Origin of the sequence: Thalassoroseus pseudoceratinae, assembly GCF_011634775.1 — a bacterium.
GTDB classification, from domain to species: Bacteria; Planctomycetota; Planctomycetia; order Planctomycetales; family Planctomycetaceae; genus Thalassoroseus; species Thalassoroseus pseudoceratinae.
In genome coordinates, this window is record NZ_JAALXT010000002.1 from 566,825 (window position 1) to 590,310 (window position 23,486).

At 54.3% G+C, this 23,486-nt stretch carries 16 protein-coding genes and 3 pseudogenes; 3 read left to right on the forward strand and 16 right to left on the reverse strand.

Translation table 11 applies throughout. The features are described 5' to 3' along the window. Window positions 1–14: 14 nt before the first annotated feature. From cas4 to G6R38_RS28390, 7 genes and pseudogenes are all read right to left on the reverse strand, one after another. Window positions 15–743 (reverse strand): CRISPR-associated protein Cas4, encoded by a 729-nt coding sequence (cas4, locus tag G6R38_RS07815; RefSeq protein WP_166822467.1) that lies wholly within the window; start codon window positions 741–743, stop codon window positions 15–17. Window positions 744–762: 19 nt separating this feature from the next. Next, window positions 763–1,662: a type I-C CRISPR-associated protein Cas7/Csd2 gene (cas7c, locus tag G6R38_RS07820; protein WP_166822470.1), complete on the reverse strand. Its 900-nt coding sequence runs from the start codon at window positions 1,660–1,662 to the stop codon at window positions 763–765. 2 nt (window positions 1,663–1,664) lie between these two features. Beyond that, a complete protein-coding gene (gene cas8c / locus G6R38_RS07825) occupies window positions 1,665–3,383 on the reverse strand; it encodes a type I-C CRISPR-associated protein Cas8c/Csd1 (RefSeq protein WP_166822473.1) in 1,719 nt (572 codons plus the stop codon). After that, window positions 3,380–4,059, reverse strand: a pseudogene (cas5c, locus tag G6R38_RS07830) (type I-C CRISPR-associated protein Cas5c). The gene cas8c and the pseudogene cas5c overlap by 4 nt, the downstream one beginning before the upstream one ends. Window positions 4,060–4,068: 9 nt before the next feature. Beyond that, entirely contained in the window at window positions 4,069–6,240 is a 2,172-nt protein-coding gene (gene cas3 / locus G6R38_RS07835; RefSeq protein ID WP_166822476.1) for a CRISPR-associated helicase Cas3', read from the reverse strand. Window positions 6,241–6,628: 388 nt separating this feature from the next. Beyond that, complete coding sequence (locus G6R38_RS07840) at window positions 6,629–7,147, reverse strand: transposase (RefSeq protein ID WP_166822479.1); 519 nt, start codon at window positions 7,145–7,147, stop codon at window positions 6,629–6,631. Window positions 7,148–7,179: 32 nt separating this feature from the next. After that, a pseudogene (locus G6R38_RS28390) lies at window positions 7,180–7,368 on the reverse strand (transposase); the annotation flags it as partial. 261 nt (window positions 7,369–7,629) lie between these two features. On the opposite strand from G6R38_RS28390, the pseudogene G6R38_RS28395 reads away from it, so the two are divergent. The 3 genes and pseudogenes from G6R38_RS28395 to G6R38_RS07855 form a co-directional block, all read left to right on the forward strand. Next, window positions 7,630–7,938, forward strand: a pseudogene (locus G6R38_RS28395) (GNAT family N-acetyltransferase); the annotation flags it as partial. Window positions 7,939–8,181: 243 nt separating this feature from the next. Beyond that, entirely contained in the window at window positions 8,182–8,655 is a 474-nt protein-coding gene (locus G6R38_RS07850) for a hypothetical protein (RefSeq protein WP_166822482.1), read from the forward strand. 87 nt (window positions 8,656–8,742) lie between these two features. After that, the gene (locus G6R38_RS07855) at window positions 8,743–9,186 is read left to right on the forward strand and encodes a hypothetical protein (RefSeq protein WP_166822485.1); all 444 of its coding nucleotides are present in this window, start codon (window positions 8,743–8,745) and stop codon (window positions 9,184–9,186) included. Window positions 9,187–9,513: 327 nt separating this feature from the next. On the opposite strand, the gene G6R38_RS07860 is transcribed toward G6R38_RS07855, so the two are convergent. The 9 genes from G6R38_RS07860 to G6R38_RS07900 all read right to left on the reverse strand — a co-directional run bounded on the left by G6R38_RS07860 (window position 9,514) and on the right by G6R38_RS07900 (window position 23,183). Further along, window positions 9,514–10,728 (reverse strand): permease, encoded by a 1,215-nt coding sequence (locus G6R38_RS07860; RefSeq protein WP_166822488.1) that lies wholly within the window; start codon window positions 10,726–10,728, stop codon window positions 9,514–9,516. Between the two features lie 15 nt (window positions 10,729–10,743). Continuing rightward, complete coding sequence (locus tag G6R38_RS07865) at window positions 10,744–14,235, reverse strand: efflux RND transporter permease subunit (RefSeq protein WP_166822491.1); 3,492 nt, start codon at window positions 14,233–14,235, stop codon at window positions 10,744–10,746. Continuing rightward, a complete protein-coding gene (locus G6R38_RS07870) occupies window positions 14,236–16,437 on the reverse strand; it encodes an efflux RND transporter periplasmic adaptor subunit (RefSeq protein ID WP_166822494.1) in 2,202 nt (733 codons plus the stop codon). An 11-nt stretch (window positions 16,438–16,448) separates the two neighbouring features. After that, window positions 16,449–16,778, reverse strand: a complete 330-nt coding sequence (locus G6R38_RS07875; protein WP_206028501.1) for an HMG-box domain-containing protein — start codon at window positions 16,776–16,778, stop codon at window positions 16,449–16,451. Between the two features lie 117 nt (window positions 16,779–16,895). Next, window positions 16,896–17,363 (reverse strand): hypothetical protein, encoded by a 468-nt coding sequence (locus tag G6R38_RS07880; protein WP_166822497.1) that lies wholly within the window; start codon window positions 17,361–17,363, stop codon window positions 16,896–16,898. Window positions 17,364–17,482: 119 nt separating this feature from the next. Continuing rightward, window positions 17,483–18,970 carry a copper oxidase gene (locus G6R38_RS07885; protein ID WP_166822500.1) on the reverse strand — a complete coding sequence of 496 codons (1,488 nt, stop codon included), beginning with the start codon at window positions 18,968–18,970 and terminating at the stop codon, window positions 17,483–17,485. A gap of 43 nt (window positions 18,971–19,013) precedes the next feature. Continuing rightward, the gene (locus tag G6R38_RS07890; protein WP_166822503.1) at window positions 19,014–20,537 is read right to left on the reverse strand and encodes a TolC family protein; all 1,524 of its coding nucleotides are present in this window, start codon (window positions 20,535–20,537) and stop codon (window positions 19,014–19,016) included. Window positions 20,538–20,702: 165 nt separating this feature from the next. Further along, window positions 20,703–22,241: a TolC family protein gene (locus G6R38_RS07895; RefSeq protein WP_166822506.1), complete on the reverse strand. Its 1,539-nt coding sequence runs from the start codon at window positions 22,239–22,241 to the stop codon at window positions 20,703–20,705. Between the two features lie 255 nt (window positions 22,242–22,496). Next, complete coding sequence (locus tag G6R38_RS07900) at window positions 22,497–23,183, reverse strand: GNAT family N-acetyltransferase (protein ID WP_166822509.1); 687 nt, start codon at window positions 23,181–23,183, stop codon at window positions 22,497–22,499. Window positions 23,184–23,486 lie beyond the last annotated feature (303 nt).

Below are 23,486 nucleotides of genomic sequence, written 5' to 3' on the forward strand. Positions count from 1 at the left end.
GGCCCTCGCATGACTCAAGAGAAGGACGTGTCGGTCGTCGGACCGCTGGCTTCAAGATGTTTGTCGAAATGATTGTCCAAGAACTGTTGGACTCGACGCCGACCAGTCGTGGCTTCGGGCAGACAAAGTTCGATTAAGGAGCAGCTATCACACTTTGGTTCATAGATGGCGGGTGGAGTGGTGCCGGTTTCGATGAACTCTCGCATGCGACTGGCGGCGGTTGCGGTTTGCTCGCGGAGCGAACTATCGAAAAGGACCGTCGTCCGGCGTTTGCGTTGGCCGTAGAACAGGGAGCCGCTGAGGATTGTCACCCCCAGCATTTCCTCGAGACACATCGCTTGAGCACAGAGTTGCACGCGGTCGGAACCGTCTTTTTTGGGTTTGCCGCGTTTATATTCGACCGGCGTGATTTGCCATGCGGACCAATCGACACTCTCGCCTTGACCCCAACGTCTGAAGATCGATGTCGGATTGGAAACGCACTCGGGCGCAGCGAACTCCACGACATCGGACCGCCCGAACAAACCTAACCGGAGCGATCGCAGCATGAGCGATCGCACGATCCGCACGCGACCGCGGGTTTCGACGCGTTCGCTGTGCGTTTTCTCGTGTAGCACCTTGCCTTCCGCCGTCAACCGATTCTCCGCCCACAATCGCTCGACGTGAATGAGCGCCGCCTGCCGCTCGCAAAACAATACGTGTTGCAAGGCGGAAATTGGAATGAAATCGTCTTCGGAGTGCATGGGAGAGACTTCCGGTTTGTCAAATCCGTTTTTCGATCGTGATTCCTTCCGGGAGATCCGACTCATCGAGGTTGACGGTATAGTCCTTCGCGGATCGGGTCGCGAGTTCGTCAACGTTGGCTCTTGTGATCGTCACTCGCTCAAACAATTTGTGAGCGGGCGCGTTGCCGAGTTTGGACTCGTGCTTGAACACGATCAAACCTTGCGGCGACATTTCTCCTCTTGAAGCGGAACGATCGTGTTCGAACATGTGCTCCAAGGCTTTCCAGAATAGCTCCAGGTCGTCGCCGCTTTCGTCGAAGCCGGTTTGGGAGGCGAGGTGCGGATTGATGAACCCGTGCACGCGGTACAGTCCGTAAGGCACGGTAAACTTGCGACCCATCGTGCGGTTGTCGCCGGATTGCTTCTCGGCTTCCTTCTCCGTCGTGACCGCACATCGCGTGACGGCATGCTCCTGGGAGATGATCGGATCGATGCTGCGAGCGAAACCAAATTGGATCGGGCCACGAACCTGACCACAATTGACTTCGGTTGTCATCACGGCACCAAAGGCGCGAATGTCGAAGAAGTTGTTACACATCCAGCGTGTGAGTTTGCGGTCTTCCTCGGCTTTCGATGCCGCTTTATCTTTCTTCGCTGCACCTTTCGCTCGATTTTTGGGATCGATTTCTAGTGCCGAATAGGCTCGCTGATGTTGTTGGTTCAGCACGGCCTTTTCTTTGACATAGATTTCGAACGGCGGTTGTTCCTCTTTGACGAGCCCCACGAAGTTGCGAATCTTGCGTTTGAGACACACATCGGTGACCAGCCCCTGCCCGGTTTCCGGATCGATCCGCGGCAAGTTCCCCGCATCCGGATCACCATTCGGGTTGCCGTCTTTGACATCAAACAAGTACACGAAATCATAGCGGTGTTGCATGACTAGTTTTCCTCGGTGCTGGTGTTGTCTTTCTTAGTGAAAATGTTTTTGCGTTGGTGATAGTAACCAACGGCGAACAGCCCTTGATCGTTCAAATTGAGATGAGCGGGAAACTTATCGAGCCGGTCCATGATTTCTTGGATTCGCTTCTCATGGGTCAAACGATAGTCACGACGTTCGATCTTGCCAACGTGATGTTGATTCATGCGAATCAGTCGCGGAAACACACCCGCCGGGCTAGCCGATGCCGAACTGAAATAACGATCCTTAATGGTGGCATTGATGCCCGGAAGTGCTTCTTCCTGGGCTTTTTCCAAGGCTGCGAACAACCGACCGAGATGATAAGCCGGTTCGGGACGCGCGGGGTCTAGGGACACAGGCAACTCCTTGTTTTTGTTACGATTGAGGTATGCTTTAAGTATCGCCGTCCGCAGATAGTTCACCTGCCGGTCAGCCCGGATCCGCCGCAAAACAGCGTGATAGAGCACATCGGGATAGTTTCCACCACCGAGAACCGCTCGCATGAGCGCCCCGGAAAGCAACGGCGGAATGTCCTTCGTTTCACGGGCTGTCTCACGGAGGAGTTGCCAAAAGGTCGGGAACTCCGGATCGCGGTTGGAAAGACGATCGATCTGCAGATCGGCGAAATGTCTTCGCAATCGCGATATCATTTCGTCGAGATTGCTGACTTCCCAAAATCGAACCGAGACACGAGCAGCGTTCGGCGAAAGACCGAGTATGTAGAAAGTCGTCTCCGGCTTGCCCAGGTCATCGGGATAGGCACCGTTGGCGATCCGTTGCAGAACGGTTTCTATTTCGAGCTTTGTGGCCTCGTCTTCGGTTTCGTATCGTTCAATCAATCGACCGAAGAGTTCTTCCGCCTTTGTATAGCCATCGGTCCAGAAAACCGTGGACGCGTCACCGATTTGAATTCGTTGTCGGCTATCGCGTTGGAGGAGTGTGTTCAAAGCGGTGGCGTACTGAAAAGCGGTGCGTTCGGCGACCGGAGCGTTATAGCTTTGAGATTTGCCGTAGGATTCAAAAGCGTCGGCATTGAAGGAAACGAGTAAGGCCCCGGCACTTTGCGCGCCGTTGACGCCTTTGATTTTCGGTTCATGCAACCGAGCCAGTGGTGAGGATCTGCCAGTCACGAGACACTGCCCGGTCACTTCGGATTGATTGTGGTCAGCGAATTGCGTTAGCCAATAGTCACGAATCTTTGGTCGTTCGTGGACGTAACCGGTTTGAGCACGGATCGCAAACACGCCGAAACCGGTAGGGTTCTCGGTGAGTGTTTCGTGGTCTGCAGCCTCATCGGGATTCCACGATTCTAAGAATCGACAGACGGTCGAAAAATCAGGATCGTCGACGTTGGCTTCCGCATTCAAATGTTTCTCGCGAAACTCCTCGAAACTTTGCTGGGTGCGTTCGGGTTTGTTGTCGTCGGGTTTGTACCCCAGCATGTAAGCCGCGTTGTCCCACAGGAAACACGGATTGATGCCGGAACCAGACGGTTTGCTGTTGCCAAGCACGACGACCGATTTTGCGGTTTGACGTTTGCCATCATCCTCGCGTTCGTCTCGGATGGTGTGCAGTGTGCCATCAGGATTGAGCACAACGCAGAAGGCAATATTCTGTCGGCTGAAGCCAAATTCAGCGATCTTCGAATGTTTGTCTTGCACCAAACGCTTGTAGTATTCCGTCAAAGCTTGCAGGATCATTGGACGATCTCCGGGGAGTCCAATGGCGGCACGCGGAGAACGCCGTTGACGAGTTCGGCCTTGAAGAAACGGGGTGTCATATTGTTACTAAAGTCAATATCGTGCAGCATCCAGCCCAGGTCGCGTGTGATCGGCAGCGTTTCCGAATCTTCGTCGGGGGCGACCCATTCGAAGTCGCAGGGGAATTCTCGGCAACCGAGATATGGGTGATGAAAACACTGCCCCTTCTTCGCCCGACGTTTGAACATTTCTTCTTCGCCCGACGTTTGAACATTTCGTAGTGTTTCTGCGGCGGATCGTCGCTACTGCGAAGTTCAAAGTGGGCTTCGATAATGTATTCCACATCCCGCAGAATGGTGGCGGCTCGCTGTTGCCGACTTTCCTCGATGTAGATTCCCATCCGTCCGCTACCCGCTGACATCGCCTGTCGAGCCGACCGTTCGGGAATCTTCGAATCGACTTCATTCCGTCGCAGGTTCGTAAACCGGATCGGACTGAGCACGTGAATCGCATCAATCACCCACCCAATCTGTGGCTTCCAATAGACCGCCTCCAAAACACTCCGCGCCGCTGACGGCGTTATTACTTCATAACTCACTCGCTCGACCTTCATCTCAGGCCGCGTAAAACACGCATACTCGCCCCGCACGCGGAGCCGGATAGTTTGGTCTCTCATATCGTTTCCTCAGATGATGAGCGATTCGGGTTCGTGAGCGTTTACTTCGGTTCGTAGGCCGAGTTGTTCGTCGTATAGATCTTCGTTGAGCAATACGGCGTAGCAGTCGTGCCGGATCTCGAGTTGTTGGGTGGCGAATAGATTTCGAAAAATGTTCTCGAAAACAGACACGGTGTATCGCTGTAGGCGGCGACGCATTTTGAGTCCGAGTGGTTTGTTACTCGCTAGCCGTTCGATCAACCAACGTCCACGTTTGCCATAGGGCACGATGACCGGTTGGGATTCGTCTTCGATCATTTGAAACCGTTTGGCAGCCTCTTTGAATTGGAAGATGGCTTGAAACGGTTCGATGAATTGATCGAGAACGGCTTTGTCGTCCCAGTCCCTGTGACCTCGTTTCCAATAGTGCAGACGGAAGTACTGCTCGACGGTTTCTAGTGCCAACAGGTCTTCGACATCCGGGAGCAGTTCGCGTGTCGTTTCGGCAGTGCTGCCTAGCAAGCCGCGGAGTTTCGGTCGCCCCGCGGATTCAAAGACGAAGACCGAACCGTGATCAAGTTTGCCCTCGCGGTTGCACCGCCCCGCGGCTTGAGCGATGGAATCGATGCCGGTCATGGCTCGGTAGACAACTGGGAAATCGACATCCACACCCGCTTCGATCAACTGCGTGCTGATGACTCGGCAGCGTTGCTTCTTGGCAAGTCGCGTGCGGATTTGTTTAATGACTTCGGCTCGATGCGCACCACACATCCACGTGCTAAGATGGTACAACCCATTCGATTGCGAACTGTGTTTCCGCAAGGACTCAAAAAGCTCCGCAGCGTGCGCTCGGGTGTTGGCAATGCACAGAAACGATTCGTGTTCGCTTAATCGAGCAATCAATTCTTCATCGGTGAGCGGGCCTAGGTGTGAGACCTCGACTCGCTTCATTTGTCGATAGAGTTCCTGCGGTTGAGGGATAATTTCTCGCAGCTTGTCTGCTTCGATGCCAATGCGAAAATCGTCATTGCGAGCAAGGGCCGGTTGTGTCGCCGTACAGAAAACGATCGTGCAACGATAGTTCCGCACCAGTTCCCGCAACGCCACCAAACACGGGTTTAATAGTTCGACGGGCAGCGTTTGGGCTTCGTCGAGCACAATCACGCTACGAGCGATCCGATGCAGTTTGCGACATCGCGACGTGCGATTGGCAAACAGCGACTCGAACAGTTGCACGTTCGTAGTGACGACAAGCCGACTATCCCAATTCTCAGCCGCCAGACGTGTCCAAGGCGTTTCGCGGTCGGCATTCGGGTCGAGGTTACTATGGTGTTCCAGAACGGCCTGTTCCCCGAGTGTTTCGAAGACTCCACGAAATACGTCGGCGGTTTGCTCAATAATGCTAGTGAAGGGAATCGCGTAAATTACGCGATCTAATCCGTGTGTTTCGGCATGTCCTAATGCGAACGCCAGAGAAGCCAGCGTTTTGCCGCCGCCGGTCGGAACGGTCAATGAAAAAAATCCTGGTTCCCTCGCGGCTGCCGATCGACACGCCGCGAGCACTTCCTGACGTCGATCGTTGACGAAACTTGGTTCGGCCTTTTGTCTCAAGTCATCCAGATACTGATCAAGTTGTGTGGCCAAATCCTGAATTGAGGGGCCTGCAGCAACCCGCAACTTCGCCTGAGTGGAGTTCATGAACTGCTCGGTCGCGAGGAAATCGGCATCGACCAAACAGGAAAACAGCATGCGGGTGAAGAACGCGAGTTGAAATGCAGTCTGACGGGCGTTGGTGAGATCATCGAATTCCAGGGGCGGTTGATCGGGCGGATCACCTACAAGAATCGATTTCGGTGCGGATTGATAGTTGCAGATAGTCTTCTTCAACCGATCCCGCAGGCCGGATCGTCCGGTTGGAGCTTGATCATCCGCCAACCCCGCATGGTGCCCGGCTATGCAGTAAGCCAATATCTTGCCGACCGGTTTTGGCATGTGTTGAAAGGCATGCTGGGCACCAGCGGTCGAGTGATCGACTTTGGTTTGAGCTTCCAAGTGTGCTTCAAAGCCGTTGGCCCGCAGCAAAAAATCTTGAAACTCGACAGCATACTTGCCGATGTCATGCCACCGCCCCAACACCTCCCCCCATGCTCTCGCTCCCAACCTCTCCGTAAACCCCGCCGCCATCACTGCAACAGCGTTCAAATGGTCCTCAAGCGGCTCCCAATCGGTCTGGGGTCGATCAGCAAGAGAATGAGCGTAAAACATAGACTTCAATTAGCAAGACAGTTACGGGACAAATGCCCACATATATTGCCAGTCACGCTCGTTCAATGCAAGTGGATCGCAGGTTGTCGATCGATCCTCAATCGCAATTCAGTTGATAAAACCTTTGGTTGACAACTTGACATCGCGATCAAGGTTTTGTGACGGCTCTCAGAAGAGAGTATCAACAATACATTGATGGCGTTTTCTTGTTGCAACTCATTTAATGGAAATTAGTTGCGTCTGTTAGTTGTCAAGATGGCCTTGGCAGTCTTCGACATCTCGGCCTCCGATTCAGCTTAAATACCGCGGCAGTTAACCGCTAGGTTCAAGGTTCGAGTCCTTGTCGGGGAGGGAGTCGACGCAGTCCTTTGATCCAGCCAATCGTGCGTTCCACCACCCACCGCACACGGCCTAAGCCGCTGCCATGCTCCGAGAGACGCTTGCGAATGTGCGGCTCGATCCCCAAAAACCGCATTAGGATGCGGGTCGGTTCCGAGTCATAGCCCGCATCAGCATATAAGTCCTGTGGAGCAGATTCGGGATCGTTCAGATCGATGCCCTGTTCCTGCTCTTCGAGGGCGAGCACCGTTGGCACAATTTGCTGATGATCGCTGGTGTTTGCCGACGAATGCAAAATGACCAACGGAGTCCCATTCCGATCGACCAGAACCGAGTATTTTGTGCCTTTCTTGCGGCGATTCACAGGGCTAGGGCCAGTTGACTCGCCTCCACCATGAGCCCGCACTTGGCTGGAATCAATGATGGCGGTATCGAGATCAAGTTTTCCGAGTTTCTGCAACTGATCCCAAAACTGCTTGTGAATTTGAGGCCATACGTCGAGCATTTGCCATTTCTCAAGACGCCCCGAGCGGTTTCTCCACAGCATCCCATCGCAGGCGGAACCTCGTCCCAGCGGATGCCGGTCGTAAGAACATACCAGATCACTCTCATCACCACCTCGTTCTCGATCGCTGGCCGACCACCCCGCGGACCAACGGGTTGCACGGCAGGCAATAAGTCTTTGATTTGGTCATAAAAGTCGATAGGCATTCTTGATTCAGCCATGATTTCTCCTTGAATTGAAGGTCGATCTATCAAGGCGCAAATCCCATGCCAATCAGTTTTTTGTTAGCTTTTTAGGAAGTTGGGGAGAGAAATTGGGCCGATTCGGTTTGAACCACACACCGATGCCCCTTGGTGCTCCAGGAACTTATCGATTGGAAGTGACGCCATTGTCAACGTACCGGTTTTGTTGACCTTTTGAGCGAGCAGTGGGCAAGAGACATGCTCGGCGTGTAGCAGCAGGTCGAGACAGCAGAATTCGCGGGGCGGCTTTCGGCACTTTATGCAGGTGATCGGCTCGTAGCAGCTCATCTCGGATTACGATCGACAAAGGTATGGCATTGGTGGTTTCCGTCGTACGACGAAGAACTTGGTCGATATTCCTCCGGATTGTTGATGCTTTTACATCTGATCGAACATGCTCAACAACACGGATTCCACGAGTTTGACTTCGGCGTTGGCGAGGAGGGTTTCAAACAACGTTTTGCCACTGGTGAAAAAGTAGTCTGCGGGGGGGCGTGCGACGGGTTCAGCATGGCGGCAAACCGTTTGTCGATCTCGGTATCGGGCTGAGCGTTTCGTTCTCCAGTCGCGATTTGGCGACTCACTCCGGACTCTCGCAAAGCGATTTGCGGCCTAATAAGCAACAGCCACGGAATTCTTCAGCTCGTTCATGAGTCTGAGTCTGGCCGGGGTGGAATTAGTTGCTGCGTTGCATCACGCTTCAATGAGTGTAGCAATTGCGAATTGGGATTCTTGCTGTAAACTGAGAGTCGGATTTTAGCTGGGAAAGGCAGTGCAATAAGGAGCGTTGGAATGAGTTGTCGATCTTTACTGATCTGCCAGATTCTCGTCTTGTTGGCTGCTTCCGATATTCGCGCCGGTGAAGTTGAAGTCGCTAGCGACGAGGAGAAATCCGTAACGATTTTTGAATCACGAATTCTTCCGATCTTTCAGGCGACGAAGCCGTCGAGTTGTACGGAATGCCATTTACATGGCGTCGAATTGAAGGACTACATTCGCTCCACCCAGCAGGAGACCTACTCGTCACTTGTTGCGGCAGACATGATCGATACACGGAAACCGGATGAGTCAAAGATTCTTGGCTTTATCAATCGTCGCCCGACGACGCCAAGCCTTGTCACTGAAAAAATGCGGAAAAAGGAGTACGAAGCGTTTCGCGATTGGATTCGCGCCGCAGTGGCGGACCATGCCCTGCTTTCGAAGAAAGAGAAGTTCGAGCCACTGAGTTCGAGGGTGCCCGTCGAAGTCATTCGCCAGGCACGTTAAGACCGTGTGCTAACCTCTTTCATCGAGAACGTCTGGACCGAAGTGGGGCGTTGTGCTGCCTGCCACTCCCCGGATCGAAATCGGAAGTTGGTACAAGAAAACGGTGACCAGATTTCGTGGATCAAACTTCGTGATCCCGAAGAAACGCTCGCATACATGCTCGATGCGAAAATTATCGATACAGAAAATCCGGCGAACAGCCTGTTGTTGCGGAAGCCCACGCAACAGGTTGAACATGGAGGCGGCCAAAAAATAGTGGTTGGCGATCGGAGCTATAAACAGTTTCGGCGTTTTATCGATGACTATGCGGCTATCGTCCAAGGAGACTATGTCAAAGGGAACCAGTTGCCTCATCCACACGACGAGGTTTCGATCGTGACCGACATTTGGCTAAAGATCGAAGGGGTTCCCGCGAAGTTCGACAAGATGTTGCTGCAGGCCGATTTCTATCAACTGATAGATTCCGTGCCGACAAATCATCGAGTCGCCACCTCAGATCGACCCGTGTTCGGGAAAGGCAACCTCTGGTAGCATTCGCTCAGCCTGACGGCTCCCCGGGGATCGAAATGGGCCGAAAAGATTGACAGCAAACGCCTGCCTCCGGGCCGCTATTTATTGAAGTTGTATATCGATCAAAATAACAAGCTTCAAAATGACTACACCGCGGAACTCGGCAAAGACGATTTCGCCCGGCAAGTCGAGTTTGAGACGCGTAGGCCTGCAGGTTACGGTCGCATGACGGTCGTGAAATATCCCTCCAAGTGAATTGTTGGTTGTTCTCGCCGGATGTTGCCCTAGATTCAAACGGGTTCGACGCGGATCAAAATTGCTATCAAATCCCGGGTGTTGCATTTGCACTCACGAGACTGCCCAATGTACCACAAGTCCGCCGAGTAGCCATACAAAGGAAGCGTACGCCAGCCAGGTCAGCAACTGATCCGACCGGCTTTTCCCGCTTGTATGTTGGCCATGCCCGTCGTCTTTGTCCTTCTTACTCAGCCAGAAGAAAGTAGCGGTGATCATCAGGAAGCCCAGGTTGAGGAAGAATGTGTAGTCGATGGCGAAACGATCGGTCGGTTGCACCTGCTGGCTGGAACCGCCGCCGTCTGGCAATAGACCAAAAGCCAAAAATCCGTAGTGGAGTGCCAATGCGGAGGCGACCAACGAGACGAGGAAGACACCAAGAATATAGAACGCCATTTTCCAGCCGAAGTATTGCGACGTGATTCGCAACACGGGAAAAACGACCAGATCGCTGAAAATAAACGCCATCACTCCAGCGAAGCTCACACCGTTGGAATAGAGAATCGACGCCAACGGAATGTTTCCCATTGAGCCGATGAAAGTGAAAAATGCCGCTAGCGGTCCCACGACGGTCTGTAACAGGACTTGGCCGAAGGCGGGGTCGGCATCGGCTCCTGAACCAGCGAAGAGGGTCGTGAAGAATGAGTTCGGTACAAACGCCGCAATAATACCGGCGACCGTGAAGCCGAACGTGACATCTCGCCACACCATACCCCATTCCATGAAGTAATGCTTCGCGACCATCTTCCAGCCTTTGAGGCTGCGGATCATCTTTTTCCAATCGGGGACCTCTTCATCTTCTCCCTCTTCCTTGACGTTTTCACGGGCTTCATCCTCCAATGAAGAAGGCAAGGTCAATTTAACGATCAACCACATGCAGAGGATGAGCAGAATCCCACCGACGTATTCACCAACAACGAACTGCCAGCTGAGGAAAATGGCGATGATGATGCCAAGCTCGATCACAAGGTTGGTCGAAGCGAGCAAGAACGCCAATGCCGGGATCAACCCGGCTTCCTTCTTGAACAGGGATTTCGAGGTGGCGATCGCAGCGAAACTGCATGAACTTGAAATGAATCCAAAGAACGTGGCCAGGGCGACGCTCCCGGCACCGGCTTCACCCATCGATTGTTTCATTCGCTTCTTGGTCACGAAGACCTGAATGCAACTGCTGATGATGTAGCCGAGCGCAAATGCCCAAAACGCCATCCAGAAGAATCCCAGCGACGTGAGGGCCGCGTCTCCCCAATTCGAGACAAACTGATTCATGAGTAATCGTATTCCCTATTGATGTTCGTTCATTGCGATTGTGTTCGAGTCGTCGATCCCGGCCCAATGTCGGTCTTCCATGCCGAGATTCATCTTGAACTCTTTGAACCCTGCAAACAGGACCGGCACGACGAACAGGGTCAACAGTTCGACGGCCATTCCACCAATGACCGGCCACGCCATCGCCTTGGCGACATCGGAACCACGCCCGGTCGAGTAAATGACCGGCATTAAAGCGATAATCGTGGTGAAGGTCGTCATCAGGCAGGGGCGGATTCTTTTCATGCCCGCTTCGACGGTCGCGTTGCGGATATCTTCGATGGTGGCCAATCGTTTGCGGGTGAAGACTTGATCGAGGTAAGTCGCCATGACGACGCCGTCATCGACCGCAATCCCGAATAGCGCGATGAAGCCGACCCAGACCGCCGTGTTGATTTCGATGGCGTTGATCGCGAGAAAAATCATCCCCCCAGCAAAGGCGACTGGAATCCCAGCGAACACGGTGAGTGAGATCGGGAAGTGTCGGAACTGCAAATAGATAATGAGCAGGTTAACGAAGATCACCAGCGGAATGACCCACATTAGGCGTTGGTTGGCTTCGATCTGGTTCTGGAAAGAACCGACGGCTTTGAGTGCGTAGCCGGTTGGCAATTCGAGTGAGCCAACTCCCTGAGCTTCCCGCAAAGACTCTTCCACCGCCCGCACCGTTTCGAGGTCGCCGACCATCCCGGATGGGGAGAACGATATGTGTGCGACCAAGCGAGCATCTTCACTGTTGATAACGCCCGGTCCCCACGTTGTCTTCATCGTGGCGAGAATGGACAGCGGAATGACTTCACCAGAGTGAGTGACAACCGGCAGGCGGTCCAATTCGTCAAGCCGTTCCCGCAGATTGCGTTCATAGCGAACCCGGATGGGATACCGTTCTCGCCCTTCGACCGTTTTCGTAATATTGGAACCACCCAAAGCCGTTTCGATGATTTGATTGACCATCGCCGTGGACATGCCGTAACGCGCGGCCATGTCTCGATTGACTTCGAACTCGACGTAAGGCTTCCCCAGCACAATGTCCGGATTGACGGTGCCCGAACTGACCTGTGGCAACTCTTTGAGATGCTCGGCCACATCCAACGATGCCTGTGCCAATCCATCGAGACTGTCACCATAAATGCGAATTGCCATTGATGCCTTGATGCCGCTTTGCAGCATCACGACACGCCCCTCAATGGGCTGCAGTGGCGATGCCGGTGTCACCCCCGGCAGACTAGCGACGGCGTTGACTTGGTCCCAGATATCTTGAGTGGTCACACCGTCACGCCACTGCTCTTGTGGTTTTAACATGACGTAAGTTTCAATCATGGCCGCGGGAGCGGGGTCCAGGGCCGACTCGACACGCCCGATTTTGCCCAGCACGTTTTCAATCTCCGGTATCTCGCTGATGAGTGCGTCCTGGGTTTGCAGCACTTCCATCGCCTGTGAGAAACTCGCAGCCGGATACAGCGTCGGCATGTAGAACCAGCTGCCTTCGTCGAGTGCAATCCAGTCGTCCGACTCCAAACCCGTGAAAGTGTGTTTGGCGTCAACGTAGCCGGGAACTTCGTTGAGGTTGGTACCAAGACGACTGGCTGCCGTTTCCATTGGTTTCAGCACAGTCGGAAGTCCGAACCAAGCGCCGACACCGAGAACGAGCAGTATCGTCGGCAAGCAAAGAAACAAACCCTTGCGGCGTAGAAAGAATCGTAGCGTCGGCGCGTAGAGCCAGAGTATGAATCGACTGACCGGGTTTTTGTCGATGGGACGGAGCCGTTCACCAAGCAACCAGAACCCGGCCAAGCCTCCCAGCAGTACCGCACCGGCGACTACTACACCGAGACGAACTCCCAATGTTGCCGTTAACGAGGGACCGACAAACCGTGTGATGACTCCGCAACCGAAGGCAAATCCGAGAGAACCAATCAATCTCGGCAGCAACTTCATTTGACTGGAGGAAAGGAACATCCGGCTGAGTAACGGCACCAAAGTGATCGCCACAATCAATGCAGCGATGAGAGAGAATGTCTTCGTCCATGCGAGCGGTGCAAAGAGTTTGTAGTCACGCCCGGTCAGCATGAAGACCGGTAGGAAGCTGACCACAGTCGTCAGAACAGCCGTCAGTACAGCCGGGGCCACTTCACCGGCTGCCTCATCAATGATTTCGACCCGCTCTTGTTTGCCACCCGGTCGGCCTTCGTTCTCCCACTCGGCGAGACGGTCATAGATAGTTTCGGACACGATGATTCCCATATCGACCATCGTGCCAATAGCAATCGCGATACCAGCCAGAGACATGATGTTTGCATCAACGCCAAAGTTAAACATTGCCACAAACGCCAGCAGGACGGCAATCGGCAGCGTTACGGCGACGACTAGACTGGCACGCAAGTGTAGTAGGAACAGCAGAATGACAATCGCCGTAATCATGACCTCTTGCGACAGAGCTTCGGTGAGCGTCCCGATGGTTTCGTCAATGAGGCCGGTGCGGTCGTAGACAATGCGAATCTTGACGCCATTGAGACTTGGTTCGACCTGCCTGATCTTCGCTTTCACCCGATCGATGACAGCCCGGGGGTTCTCACCGAATCGCATCACGACTACACCACCGACGGCTTCGGTGCCGTTGAGGTCAATCGCTCCGCGGCGAAACTCTGGGCCAAGTTGCACATGCCCTAGATCACGAATGCGAAGTGGGATGCCATCGCGGGTCCGCACGACCGTCTTCTCGATGTCCTCGACGGCTTTGGCTATGTCCTGGTCGGCACCGATGAAACCCCGACCACGGATGATGAATTCCATTCCGCCCGACTCAACGGTCTTCGCCCCCACATCGATGTTGGACTTTCGGACAGCTTCAACAAGTTGGTCAAGCGGCACATTATGAAAGCGGAGTCGATCGGGATCGATCTCAATTTGGTACTGACGCACATAGCCACCCACACTCGCGACTTCACTCACACCAGGGACGGCCTGCAACTCGTATTTGACGACAAAATCTTGAATGCTACGAAGCTCGGCGAGGTTCATGCCCTTCGGCGGTTCGAGCGTGTAGTAAAGGACTTGGCCCAGCCCAGTTGCATCCGGTCCCAGTGTCGGAACAACGCCATCGGGCAGGCTCGCTCCCGCCGTTCCAAGTTGTTCGGCCACTCGTGATCTGGCCCAATAAAAATCGGTGCTGTCCTTAAACGTCACCTGAACGAAGCTGTAACCGAACAAGCTTTTGCCCCGCACCGATTCGGCATCCGGCACCGCCAGCAATGCCACCGAGAGCGGGTACGTGATCTGGTCTTCGACATCTTTCGGAGATCGTCCCGGCCACGCCGTGAAGACGATGACTTGATTCTCTCCAATGTTGGGAATCGCATCGATGGGCACATGCTGAGTCGCATACCAACCAAACCCGACCCCGACCACCATCAGCACCGCCATGATGAGCGGCTGACGAATGCAGAAAGCGATCAACGCACGAAGCATCTACTTCTCTCCTTCGTGCTGAGAATGAGAGCCTTCGTGATTGTGTTCGTCTTTCGTTGAGGACGGATCGATGTTGGTCTCAGGCGGAATCGTTCGAACGAGCTCACCACAGCGAAGCATTTGACTGCCGTAATAGGGATTGCTTAGTTTGTTGGCAACTTGTAGCCAGTCTCCCTCGCCCTGTTTCACCATCGGGCAGAAGAAGTGATTGAATGAGCGCTCGGCGGATTTCCCACGAACTTCAGTCGCTAGTTTAACCACGGCATGGCTGATGAACTTAAACTTCTGGCGTGCCTCTTTAGTCGATTGATGATGTAGGTGCGCAGAGTTTTTCTCGATCTGTTCTAGGTGACTATAAACGTTCTCACTGAGTGAGTCTTCGCTAGAAAGTTCTTTAGCCAATTTCGAGATCGTGTTGACATCCTGTTCGGTCGGCAGTTTGTCCTTGGCTAGGGCCTGTTGAATCTGGAAGTAGGACTCGTAGAGTTGTTCAAGCTTCTCCCCAGGTGGTCCTGCGATTCTTGCGATCTTGATGGACTCAAATTCCAGGGGCGTGTTGCGGAACTTGGGAACGGCACGAGTCGGATCGATCAGACTCGGCTTGCCCGCCAATTGCATTTGTGAATCGATCAGGAAGTTGCCGGATGTGGCGACTTTTTCACCTGGTTTGAGGCCATCGAGGACGATTGCCTCATTCTTGAGAATCGGTCCGAGAGTGAGATTACGAAGTTCGAATCGGCCCGGCTCCGTTTCGACATACACGACGCTATGCTCACCGGCCATAAGCAGCGCCGAGCGTGGAACTGTGACCGATGCGTGGCGTTCCACGGGTTGATCCGTATAGCCGTAACGAGTCGTGGGAACGAGTTTCATGCCGCAGATCGGACAGTCGCCGGGTTCGTCCATGATGACTTGCGGGTGCATGGGGCTGATCCATTTACCCGCCAACTCGGCATCGTAAACTTCTCCTTGAGGACCAATTGGAATCTCAATGCTAGCCTGTGCATAGTCGCCGGGTCGCAACTCGCCGGTTTCATTCTTGAATTCGACTCGGACGCCAACAGTGCGGTTGGACTTGTCCACTCGCGGGTCGACAAACGCGACTCGTCCTGCGAGTGTCTGCCCCGGTAGCGATGTGAGTTCAGCTTCGACAATCTGTCCGAAGCGAATACGGGAGGCATCTTCCGGGTAGAGTTCCAGCACCAACCAGACCGTCGACAAATTCGCAATGCGATAGATGGGCTCGCTAGCGGAAATGTATTTCCCTTCTTCCGCCAGCTTTTCGATCACCGTCCCACCGATCGGTGCGTAGATGGTCATCCGGGACTTGGATTCCCCCGATTGTTCAAGTTCGGTCAACTGCTCTTCCGTCATGCCCAGCTCGACAAGCCGTTGCCGGGAATTCGCAACGAGCTTGGATTGGGCTTCACGGACGGACGCGAGCGATGTAGCGCTACTTTTGCTGAGCGTGCGTTGGGCTTCGACATACTCCACCTGTGCCGAATACAGCTGCGGACTGTAGACAACGGCGAGATGATCTCCTTTTTCGACTTCAACGCCGGTATAGTCGGCAAAGAGCCGTTCGACTCGCCCGTCGATGTAGGATGCAATGGTCGCCTGACGGCTTTCGTCAATTTCAATCGCCCCGATGGTGCGAATCGTCGTTGTGACGGGTTGTTGAGTGACTTCTGCCGTCTGAATGTTGGCCAAACGTCGTTGAGCCGGTTCAATGTTGACGGCCAACTCGTCCAGATTGGCCCCCGTTGATGCTGCTGGTACAAGAGCCATGCCACAGACGGGACAACGCCCCGGCCCGGGTTGCCGGATTTGCGGGTGCATCGGGCAAGTGTGGATTGCCTGCGAATCCTCTTCGGATGATGACGCGGAATTGATACTTCCACCTTGTATCCATCCCATACGTTGAGCCACACCCAACAGGACAATCAGCAGAATCCCCGCACCAAAAAACAACGCCAAGTTGCCAAAGCGGGACACCCACCACCAAATGGAACGCGGCTTTGGTTGTCGCGCTGTGCCCGTTGGGATTGATAAGTTTTCGTGTGTTGGGGTGTTGGGCACGGCGAGCTCCTTTTGAGCGAACGTGCGAGTTTGAAAGAGGGCGGCTGGCCAAAGACACAACGCCAGCGTTGGACCGTGCCGGGAAACGTCCCGACCAGCCGCCGCATTCGACTGAATGCTCAAACACGGACTCGTTACGACTGGCCTTCTTCACCGGCATCGTCAGTTTCGTCTGCTTCTTTCTCGGCGGCGGCGAGCTTTTCGGCCTTCTCGTCATCCGAAAGGGCTTCCCACTTTTCGTCACAGCCAGCACAGCAGAAGCCGATGGTCTTGCCGTTCCATTCGACGGTGGGTGCGTCTGCGGAAACCTCGCTGCCCATGATGGGGCAGACGGCGTTGAACGTTTTCAGAGAAGCGTCTGCGGAGTCAGTGGATTCGTCCGTTGGCGATTGGCTGCAACCGACAAGGGCTACTGCCGAGAAAAGTACGGAACCAAGAAACAACTTCGTAAATGCGGATCGCATGGATAATCTCCAAGAGTGAACACGGTATGCGTGGATGGAATCCGAGCCCGAACATTAGGCTGGAGAACATGGCAAGACCAAAGCACAGCCTCGCCAAAACAGAAACGCAAACCGGGTTTAGATCACCCAGACGCAGTACACCCGCTGACTGTGGTTTGGCACCAATGCGTCGCTCGACGGCACTTGAGCACGTGCCGGAGTGAATGGCAATACAGGCGTATCGATCTCGCAGACCGTACCCTGCGTCAGCCAGCTCAAGAGAATGATCACTTCCGACGACTCAGGCGTCTGCAGAAGCGACGGCTCAAACGGGATTTGGTCTCCACAGTGACACACGGCTGCCCGATGCCAGCCTGCATCGCCATCTTTCTGTGGATTGTGCGACGATGCCCCGCAGTGGGGACACTCTAACGAATCCTGACCAAGTGTCTCTGCACAACAGCACGCACTCTGCTCGCTCCCCGTGCAGCACGACGCGACCGCCTGCCGACACACACATCCCATCACCAAGCCGGGACATACCATCTGCGCTAGCAGCATCGCTGCGGTTAGCCAGACGGAAGTGACTTGGAAAAATTGAGACACGTTGGAGCCTTGTTGCGTTCGCTCAGTCAGCGGATCAGATGCCCGTATTCTACTTCTCAACTCAGATCGGACAAGCCGACTTTTCCGATTGATCGCTGCCGAACGCAAGTGTCGAAGGGCTATTGTCCCTTGTGCATCATCGGCATGGGTGCCTTCTGGTACGTTGCCGGATTGCCAAACCGTTTGACAATTTCCTCAAAGACGGCCCCCTTCGGCACCGATTCGCCTGAAGTCATCACGCGGTCGTAGAGATCATCGGGAAGCACTCGCAAGGTTGTCATCAAACCTTTGACGGACATCATGGCGGTCGCCCGCATTCCTCGGACTTCTTTGCGGGACCAAATCGCCTTCATGAAGTCCTCACTCATAGACATTCCCTTCATACCCTGCGGATAGCCAGGAACGTCGAAACCTTGATCTTCCCGAGTGAAATCCACAGACGGGCGGGAGTCGATATTCGCGAGATACCGGTCCACTTGTTCGCCCTGACGCAACCGGGGACCGACATGCTTGACCATGTGGTTCATCATGTGATGGGTCATGTGGCAGTGCAACATCCAGTCACCTGGGTTGTTGGCAATGAACTCGAAACTGCTGGCCTGAGCGACCGCAATCAGTTCCGTATTGCGGGGAATCCAAGCGGACTTGGGAATCCTCGCCCCTTCGTGCCCCGTCACCCAGAAAGTGTGACCGTGCAGGTGAATCGGGTGATGCTGCATCGGTGCGAAATTCATGATGCGAATTCGCACCCGTTCTCCATGTTTGACGACCAGTGGTGTCGTGAATGGCCCGCTACGACCGTTGATCGTGTGCCAATTCCAATCCATCGCCCACGAGTCGCTGATGGTCTGGTTCGGCTTGATGTGGAAGTTCTGAAAGATCAAACCGAAGTCGCGATCGACCGGCGGGCTGAACACTTTCTTCGGATGCACGATGAACCACCCGACCATGCCGAACGCTTCCTGCATAGCGACGTGCGTGTGGTAGAAGAACGTGCCTTCCTCATGGATGTCGAATTCGTAGACGTAACTTTTTCCCGGCTTGATCGGGTTCTGCGTGAGTGTGCTGGCCCCGTCTTGTTGAATCGGCAACTCGAAACCATGCCAGTGGACCGTCGTGTCTTCGGGCAATTCATTGTGGACGACAATGCGGACCCGATCACCCTGCGTGACCTCGATGGTTGGGCCGGGCATTGAGCCGTTGAAGCCCCAGACTTTCATCGGGTACCCGGGCAGAAACTCGCGTGTCACCGGCTGCGCGATTAACTGAAATTCTTTGACGCCGTTGCGTTCGGTGTAGGCCAACTTCTCCAGGTCCGGCGCGACGAACGACGCTGGACCGTCCTCGGGCTTGCGAAAACCCGGGACTAGCTTGCCCAGATAGAAATCACTATCGGGGTCATTGCCTCGACTTGGCTGAAATCGAGAAAACCCGTCGTACTCCACTTCGACATGCGGCGGCACGTTTGCTGGTTCCGATCTTCGCGATGGTTGTGCAGCTGAGACAACGGACGGTCGAAGTAAGGCGTCCGATCCAGTGATGGCAGCCGCAGCAATAAGACCGTTTTGCAAAAACTCGCGACGAGGTTGGGAATGGTGTTCACTCATGGGAATCTCCGTAAGAATGGTTGGCAAAGCCGGAACGATTCGATCATCTCGGTTTCGGGGTCGCATCGATGTGACCCGGAGGCGTCGGGTTCGGAGCGGGGTCCAAGCCATCGCGAAGCAAGAAACCGGAAATCATCACTTCCGCCGCACAAAGCTGACGAAGACTCTGCGTGTATTCCATCCGTCGCATCGTGTATTCAACATGGGTATCCAATACGTCGGGCCAATCCTGCCGGTCAGCCTTGTAGCTTTCCAGGGCTTGCTCGTATGCCTGTCGCAGTTCCGGTAGAACGACAGACTCATAGTTTTCCACACGCTGGAGAGCAGAGATGTATTGGTTATACTCCGCTGACAATCGGCGTCGCAGCGTCATTTCGACGCGGCGGATTTCCGACTGCTGCCGTCCAAGGTCCGCTTCGGCTTGCCGGATGGTCCCCTGGTTGCGGTCGAACAGTGGAAGCTCGACCTGAACCATCGCATTGGCGACGGAATCACCGGCGTCGAAATTGTATCCCGGTCCCGCACCGACCACGATGTCCGGCACCCACTCCACTCGCTCGCGATGCAGCGTGATGTGGTCCGCTCGCAATTTCGCGACCGCCGCCAGAAGTTCCGGACTCTCGCTGCGAATCCGGCAATAGGCCTGATCAAAATCGATCAAGGCACCGCACCGTTCGAGAGGCCCGCCCATCGGACGAAACGCCAGCTCAACGCCAACAACAGCGGTGAGTTCAAGGAACCGCTGGCGAACACGATTTTCCGCAGCCAGAACATCCAGCTGTTGACGCCGCAAGTTGGCTGTCGTTTTACGAACATCGACCTCGTTGGCCTGTCCCAGATTGAACATTTCCTTGACCGTGACCAGTCGGTCTTCGGCAGTTTTTAGAAGTTCCCGCTGCAATTCAAGCAAGGCTTGAGCTTCTAGTGTCGCCAGATAGTGCAGCCGCACATCATTACAAACCTTGAATTGTTGCATCACCGCCAGATGCTCGGCGACTTTGGCACGTTGCAGATATTTGTTGCGACTCAACTCCAACTTGTCCGCAGTCACGAATCGTTGCTGGATTTCCGCTCCCTGAAACTCACCGGCTGTTCCGTCGACTCCGATGTTTTCGGCGAGGTAGGCCAATGTCGGATTGGGATACAACCCAGCCTGCTGAGCCATGGCGAGCGTCCCGGAAATTTGCAGGTTCGCCTGACGCAGCGTCGGGTTGTTGGCGGACGCCAATTCGAGCAAAGTCGAAAGGTCATAGACCTCTCCGGGTGCAACCTCACCGGACTCCCCAAGTTCCCAGTGCAGGACGGCATTGGGAGGGGGAACCACGTCTTCCGGGGCTTCAGTGAGTTCCGTATTCACATCGTCGTCGGCTTGGAATTGCGTCAACACGATGAACGAGTGACCGTCCGACTCGTGATCTCCAGCTGCTTCCGACTGAGATGGTTCATCAAGATCATTCAGCGATTCGACATTTTGACGCCCAACAGCCCTTGATGACTGGGTGGCACATCCTCCTGTCGCAACGGCGGTCAAAATGAGGACAACCAAAAACCCGGAACGTTCTGACATTTGAAAGCCTCTCAGTATGCAATAACGACGAACTGACCAAGGATGACCCTGTCAGTTTTGAGGCGTTGCAGTGTTATGAAAGAGGCACGGTCCTGTCACTTCATCGGCAATTGCCACACAGCGTATTTGCCGTTTTGCGACGGTTGCAACGATTCTTTCGCCCGCCTATTCCACTGGGTCTGGTTGCGGAAGCTGGGGAGTTTGGCTTGAAGATGGGAGCAAGAGAAGGTCTTGCCCGGCGGCTTGCTGAATTCGAGCGATGGCAATTGCAAGGTCACCGATCGCTTTGTGGTACCCGAGTTCCAGGGTCAACAAATTCCGATAGTCTCGAATGACGCGATCAAACTCGACGGTTCCGTTGACATAGGCTTCCTGGTCCGCCGTGAGTGTCTGACGGGATTGAGGCAGGATCGTGGATTTGTAAAGCTCCGCAGTCTCGTCCGCGCGTCGGGCTTCAGTCAATAGATCGAGAATCATGGAATTGTAGCGCACGACCAATTCTCTCACCGAACTGTGAGCCGCTTGATGCTTCCAAGCCGCCTCGTTTTCAATGGCGTCATAATCGTCCCGCCAAAGCGGAATACTGACTTGGACGCTGAGCGAGAACGGGTCTTCACCGACATCGACAACGCGGCTTGGCGGACGATTGTCGTCAGTCACGAAGTAATTGGCAGAAACCATGAACTCGGGCCGGCGTTGCAACCGGGCTACCTCGATGCCCCAACGGGTTGCCTGCGTCCGTAGCCGAGCGGCTTCGATCTCAGGCTGCGATCGCAACGCGACTTCGTGTATCTCTGTTGACGACCACTTCGGCAGTTCAATCTCAAGTTCAGTAGGCGACGAAATGGGCGTCTCAGCCGGTTGTGCCGTCAACCGATTGAGTTCAGCTTCAACACCCTGCCGCTGCCGTCGATAAGAGAGCAGCCGTTCTTCGAGCTTCGAGAGTTCAACCGTCCCCAGGAGGACATCCCCTTGAGAGGCATTCCCGGCAGCGATCCGCGCGTTGGCGACCTCGATCAACGATTCGAGCAGCTCTTGGTTCGCTTCGGCGATTTCGATCTGCTTATCAATGATATACAGCCGATACCAGCCCGTCCGAACACCAGCCACGACTCGCAATTGTTCAGCAGCCCATTCAGCCTGAATCGCAAGCGCTTCCAGACACGCCCGCTGCTGTTGGGCATCCAGCCGACTGAGCCACGGAAAGACTTGGCTCACGTTGAAATTCGCTCGTTGCGACCCCGAAGCGGTTTCGAGAGCATTCCCGAAGACATTGGCCCCAACTTTAGGATCGGGAAGTTTGTCGGCATACTGCGTCCGAGCGGCGGCGGCTTGATACTCTTGATAAAGCCGGGCCAAACGCGGGTTTTGGTCCAACGAAATTTGAACCAAATACTCAAGACCGTCGTCAGCCACCAGTGCTGGTTCAGGAGCCGATTGTTCTTGACTGTTTTCCATCTTCCGATCGGCGTGAGCGTCACTTTCATTGCCGGGATTTGCATCCGGGTCTTCAGCAGCGACTTGGCCGATCATTGGCAGCCTGGTTGTCAGTTCTGGCCTGATTTCACCCGCATTGCGGTCGGCTTGATCCGGCGAGATCATCACAAATGACGCATCTGTTTGAGCTGTCGGTGGGGTTGTGCATCCCACCGTCAATGAAACACACACTCCACCGAAAAACGTGCGTATTGAATGTGCCCGCATGTGAAACCTCAGTGAACATCCCAGGCCCATTGTCTTTTCGCGAATTTGAGTCGCAATAGAACTGACTCACAGGCTCCGGGGAAAATCGCGGCACGGTCCACTCATGAGATCGACCAATACGACGACCGAATGAAACGATTACAACGATTCTGTGGATACTTCCACGAAAATCGCCGGAATGCGCCGGTCAGTTAATCTGGGGAAGGTATTGGCGTCGGCGATAGCCAAAACGAAAGTACGAAGGCCCTGGAGCTTTCAGCGAAGTGCTTGCTCGTTGTTGGAATTCGCCACATAGATGTCGACTTCTGCGTTGCCGAATGTTGTCCGTTTTTCGAACACCATGCCGTTCTTCTCTGCGACTCGAATGGATGCGATGTTGGTCGGCTGGATGCTCGAAATCAGGCGAGTCAGTCCATGCTGGAATGCAAAGTCCATGACCAACCGAGCAGCCTCAGTGGCAAACCCCCGTCCCGCGTAGGCTTCACCAATTCGATAGCCGACTTCGTGCTCGGTCTGACCGTCGACTTCCAACTCTGTTAGGCCACAATATCCGACCACTGTGTTCCGATCTTGGTCAACGATCACCCAAGTCGCGTAGGTAGTGACCACTTCTCTCAGCAAGGTGTACTGGTCCGTCCAAAAAACGTTCTTGCTGTCCCCGGAGATTGTCGGGAAGAGTGACACTAAAGTCTCCATGTCATCAATGCTGACTTCCCGAAGTATCAAGCGATCACTCCGCAACTTCACATCTTGGAATGGACTGATTTTTTGTTTGTCATCACCACAGCCTTCGAGAGTTAGGTCGCGCGGGTGTATGTTCGAAAGTAGCGAGCCGATTCCACGACCTGTCAGCTTGCTGATCAAGAGTCGCACGAGGTCACGTTTTCGCTGTCGTCGCATGAACCACCGGTTCATGCCTTGCCGTTGTTTATCTGATAGCATTGAGATGCTCGACTAATCGTTTGCAGGAAAGAGGTTGCGATGTCGTCGCAAGCATTGAAATCGATTGTTGCGGTGTGCTGTTAGTGACAAGCCGGAACGATTGAGGTTGCATTTCGAAGTAGTTAAAGATTCCTCGTTTGGTAGAACACCATTTGAGCGAACGCCGAAGAAAACGCTATGTCGTCTTTGGCCCTAGCCAGAACCACAGGCTGATTGTCACGGATGCCAACAGCACACCAGTGATGAATGCGGGCCAGAAGCTCAACCCCGAACGCGAAGCGTAGGCCAGGGGAGAAAAAACGG

Coding starts and splice junctions, on each gene's coding strand:
- G6R38_RS07865 (WP_166822491.1), bottom strand. CDS start 14,235: ATGCTTCGTGCGTTGATCGCTTTCTGCATTCGTCAGCCGCTCATCATG.
- cas4 (WP_166822467.1), bottom strand. CDS start 743: ATGCACTCCGAAGACGATTTCATTCCAATTTCCGCCTTGCAACACGTA.
- G6R38_RS07900 (WP_166822509.1), bottom strand. CDS start 23,183: ATGCTATCAGATAAACAACGGCAAGGCATGAACCGGTGGTTCATGCGA.
- G6R38_RS07890 (WP_166822503.1), bottom strand. CDS start 20,537: ATGTCAGAACGTTCCGGGTTTTTGGTTGTCCTCATTTTGACCGCCGTT.
- G6R38_RS07885 (WP_166822500.1), bottom strand. CDS start 18,970: ATGAGTGAACACCATTCCCAACCTCGTCGCGAGTTTTTGCAAAACGGT.
- G6R38_RS07860 (WP_166822488.1), bottom strand. CDS start 10,728: ATGAATCAGTTTGTCTCGAATTGGGGAGACGCGGCCCTCACGTCGCTG.
- G6R38_RS07850 (WP_166822482.1), top strand. CDS start 8,182: ATGAGTTGTCGATCTTTACTGATCTGCCAGATTCTCGTCTTGTTGGCT.
- cas8c (WP_166822473.1), bottom strand. CDS start 3,383: ATGATCCTGCAAGCTTTGACGGAATACTACAAGCGTTTGGTGCAAGAC.
- cas7c (WP_166822470.1), bottom strand. CDS start 1,662: ATGCAACACCGCTATGATTTCGTGTACTTGTTTGATGTCAAAGACGGC.
- G6R38_RS07875 (WP_206028501.1), bottom strand. CDS start 16,778: ATGCGATCCGCATTTACGAAGTTGTTTCTTGGTTCCGTACTTTTCTCG.
- G6R38_RS07840 (WP_166822479.1), bottom strand. CDS start 7,147: ATGCTCGACGTATGGCCTCAAATTCACAAGCAGTTTTGGGATCAGTTG.
- G6R38_RS07895 (WP_166822506.1), bottom strand. CDS start 22,241: ATGCGGGCACATTCAATACGCACGTTTTTCGGTGGAGTGTGTGTTTCA.